Annotated in this window: 3 protein-coding genes; all 3 read right to left on the reverse strand. The window is 49.6% G+C overall.

Annotated elements, in window-relative coordinates; all coding sequences use genetic code 11:
- Positions 1–646 precede the first annotated feature (646 nt).
- Positions 647–955, reverse strand: a complete 309-nt coding sequence (locus B156_RS0124565) for a hypothetical protein (protein WP_026261031.1) — start codon at positions 953–955, stop codon at positions 647–649.
- A gap of 737 nt (positions 956–1,692) precedes the next feature.
- Positions 1,693–1,869 (reverse strand): hypothetical protein, encoded by a 177-nt coding sequence (locus B156_RS31105; RefSeq protein WP_018622456.1) that lies wholly within the window; start codon positions 1,867–1,869, stop codon positions 1,693–1,695.
- A 217-nt stretch (positions 1,870–2,086) separates the two neighbouring features.
- Positions 2,087–3,052, reverse strand: a 966-nt coding sequence (locus tag B156_RS0124575) for a T9SS type A sorting domain-containing protein (RefSeq protein ID WP_026261032.1), incomplete at its 5' end; no start/stop codon positions are given.

Below are 3,052 nucleotides of genomic sequence, written 5' to 3' on the forward strand. Positions count from 1 at the left end.
CTTCCCGAAAAATAAAACTGGATGCCATGGCCGTTGCTCAGGAAATGGCCGTTGGTGAGCGCCATGGCCTGATTCAGACTGGCCAGATCGAAGCCGCCGGTACCGTCGCTCCGCCGGATGATATGGGGACGAAGCGGTACGTAAGCGATCCCCGTAAATGGCGCATTCGTTGCCATTTGGCGTTGTAGCGCGACGTTAGCCTGCTGTATCAGCAACTGAGCCTCCGCTTTGGAAAGAACAGGCGTACCACAAAGAAAAGAGGTGGACTGAGGAGTGACTTGGGCTATTAGTACTGGAGAAGTAAAAAAGAGCGCCCATCCTATTACCAACCCAGTAATACGATTTACAGTGTTCATTTTAAAAGTATAGTTTATACAATAATTAATATAAATTTATTTATGAACTCTTTTTACAGTAGCGTACCACATCCGCTCACGCGCAAAACTGTGTGAACGGTCATGTTAACCAGGCCAGCATAATAACCCTGAAAGCATTATAGCTACCCAATGTGTTAATAAAACTGGCCTGATAGACTAAGAAGGCGTTATTGTTGTCATTCAAAGCAGCATTACCTGCATTGATATCTACCTGCATTCATTTTATATGCTTGGGCGTAGGTAAAAGGCTACGTAGTTACTCTATGTTATCAGAGAGGGTGGGTAGTAACAGCATCGTTATCAGACCCAGCGACGAAGATATTCAGAGTACTTGTTGTGTTGGACGAACCACTAAAATTTCCAAAATGTGTTTTGAGAACCTGAGGTGTTACTGACCCCGAATTATGGCCGAAGAAAGAGTTCTCGGTCCCAGTCATGGTGTTGTTACCCGCCGAGGGGCCTACCAGTTTGTTGTTATTACCCGGCGTTGCTGAGTTAGCCGTATTGGCCACGTAGTTGTTCTGAGCCACTACCAAATGGCTCATCAATAAAGGGAGTAACAGGACGAGATGTTTCATGGTGTTAGGAATTGTTTGATAGTGAGAGTAGGCATATGGTGATCCCAGGGATTTAAGCCCTGCGACTGGGGGATTACGGGTGGTATAAGGGCACACCTAATCCTGACCGGCAATTACAGGCCGGTAGCTAATGTATTGCATAAAGCAGGAAATTAGTTAGCCAATCAGTAGAATGTCCCACAGTCGAAAGGAATAGTCCCAGGATTGATAGGGATGGAGAGACCGCGAGTTCTTTTCGTATGCGCTGAGGGGCTGAAACAGGGTGTGTCACAGGCCAGGAATTTGGTATCAATCCGAATATGGGCCGGTTGACTTTTGGTTTCATCGAAAAAAAACGGGCCGGGGGAACCACCCACCCGACCCAAAGAGCCGCAGGAACCACCCTTGCGACTCTGACCAAACCAAGTAGCCATTACTGGCCGCTCGTTTGATTCAAAGGTACAACCCAACCTCAACCCGACCGTCAACTGATAATAAAAACTTTGCTCTATTGCTCAATCCGTCAACCAATCCGTCAACCAGGGAAATGTACTTTTTTAATTATTTGAATATCAATTATTTAGGTAGATAGGTTATGATCCCAGCCGGATCACCACAAAAAAGCTTCAATCTGTAAAGATTGAAGCTTTTTTGCTTTATCGACAAACTGACCCCTTTTGTCATTTCAAATGACGCTCAGTTAGCTCAGCAATACACGTTTACTGTATGGGTCCTGGACGGTCGCTGCCGGTCGAATCTCAGCCGGAGTCGTTAAACTCCATCGCCCGTTCCAGCACATAGACATCCTGAACGGGTTTGTCGGGTGGGGGCGGGGTACTCCAATGAGATGCAATGGTCTTTAGAAACGGGCTGTAGTTAGCACGTTCGGCACCGCCCGTGGGTTTCCAGCGGGCTTCAAATTCGGGATAAGTCACAGGTAAATAAAATACGAACAGGTGTGATCAAGAAAGGCAAAGGCTAATGCGACCGAAAAATAATGATTGCCGGAAATTCTTTAGTGATTTTTGTAGGTAGAGTTTGTGTTCGTACTGACGGATTATTCGGCAAGTTTGCCAGTGGGTGACATCACGAAACAGCCAAAAGGCCCCAACTTGTAGCTGGAGCCTTTTGATTGCCTGGATAATAGGGTCATTAATTCACTTTCAGAATCCTGACTGTTTCCGATTGACCCTGGGTGCTGGTCCTCAGCAAGAGAGTACCTGGGGGTAGGGTCGATACATCAAACCGATAGTTCTCGCTGGCACTTGCCCGCTCAGTTCGACTTTCGCCAACGACACGACCCATCATATCCGTCAAGGACAGGTGTAGCGGCCTGTTTTCACCACCCGTCACTTCCACCTCAACGGCCTCACGTATGGGATTGCCGAGTAGCTTCACCCGTAATTCAGCCGTGGGTTCCGGACTCACACCCATACGGGGAGCACCTCCCCCGTTACATACGGCAACCCAGTTGTAGGTAAAGCTGGCTTCACTGGGCGTGCCGGTCTGGGTGGCCTTTAGTGTAATGGTGGGGTTGTCAGTATAGAGTCGCAGGGTGTAAGGGCCGGGGTTGGTGGTGGGCAGCATCTCGTTGACCACCGAGAAACTAATGGGTTGCCCGTTCAGACCCGCGTACCGTGGGGTAAACGTCAGTCGGCGCTCACCGGCTGTAACGGTAGCACAACTCACCGTAGTGACGCCCGTGATAGAAAACGTTCCGGTAGGTGGCGGTGAACCTCCCCCACAAACTGCCAGCCAGTTGTAGTTAAAACTATCCTCGCCGGGACTGCCTGTTTGTGTAGCCTTTAGGGTGATGGTTGGGTTGTCGGTGTAAAGGCGCAGGGTGTATGGACCAGGGCTGGTGGTGGGCAGCATCTCATTGACCACCGAGAAACTAATGGGTTGCCCGGTTACGCCTGTATACTGGGGGGTGAAGGTAAGCATACGCTCACCGACCGTTACAGTCGCACAACTCACCGTTGTCACTCCTGTGATACTGAAGGGTGCGGTTGGGGTTGCAGGGCTGACGGTAATGGTGTAGGCTCGAAAGGTGGTCGCGTTGTTGACGGGCTGGCTGGCCGTGAAGGTTTCGACCACGGTTAGATTCATCACCCCTGA

The organism is Spirosoma luteum DSM 19990 (genome assembly GCF_000374065.1).
In the GTDB taxonomy this organism is placed as follows: Bacteria; Bacteroidota; Bacteroidia; order Cytophagales; family Spirosomataceae; genus Spirosoma; species Spirosoma luteum.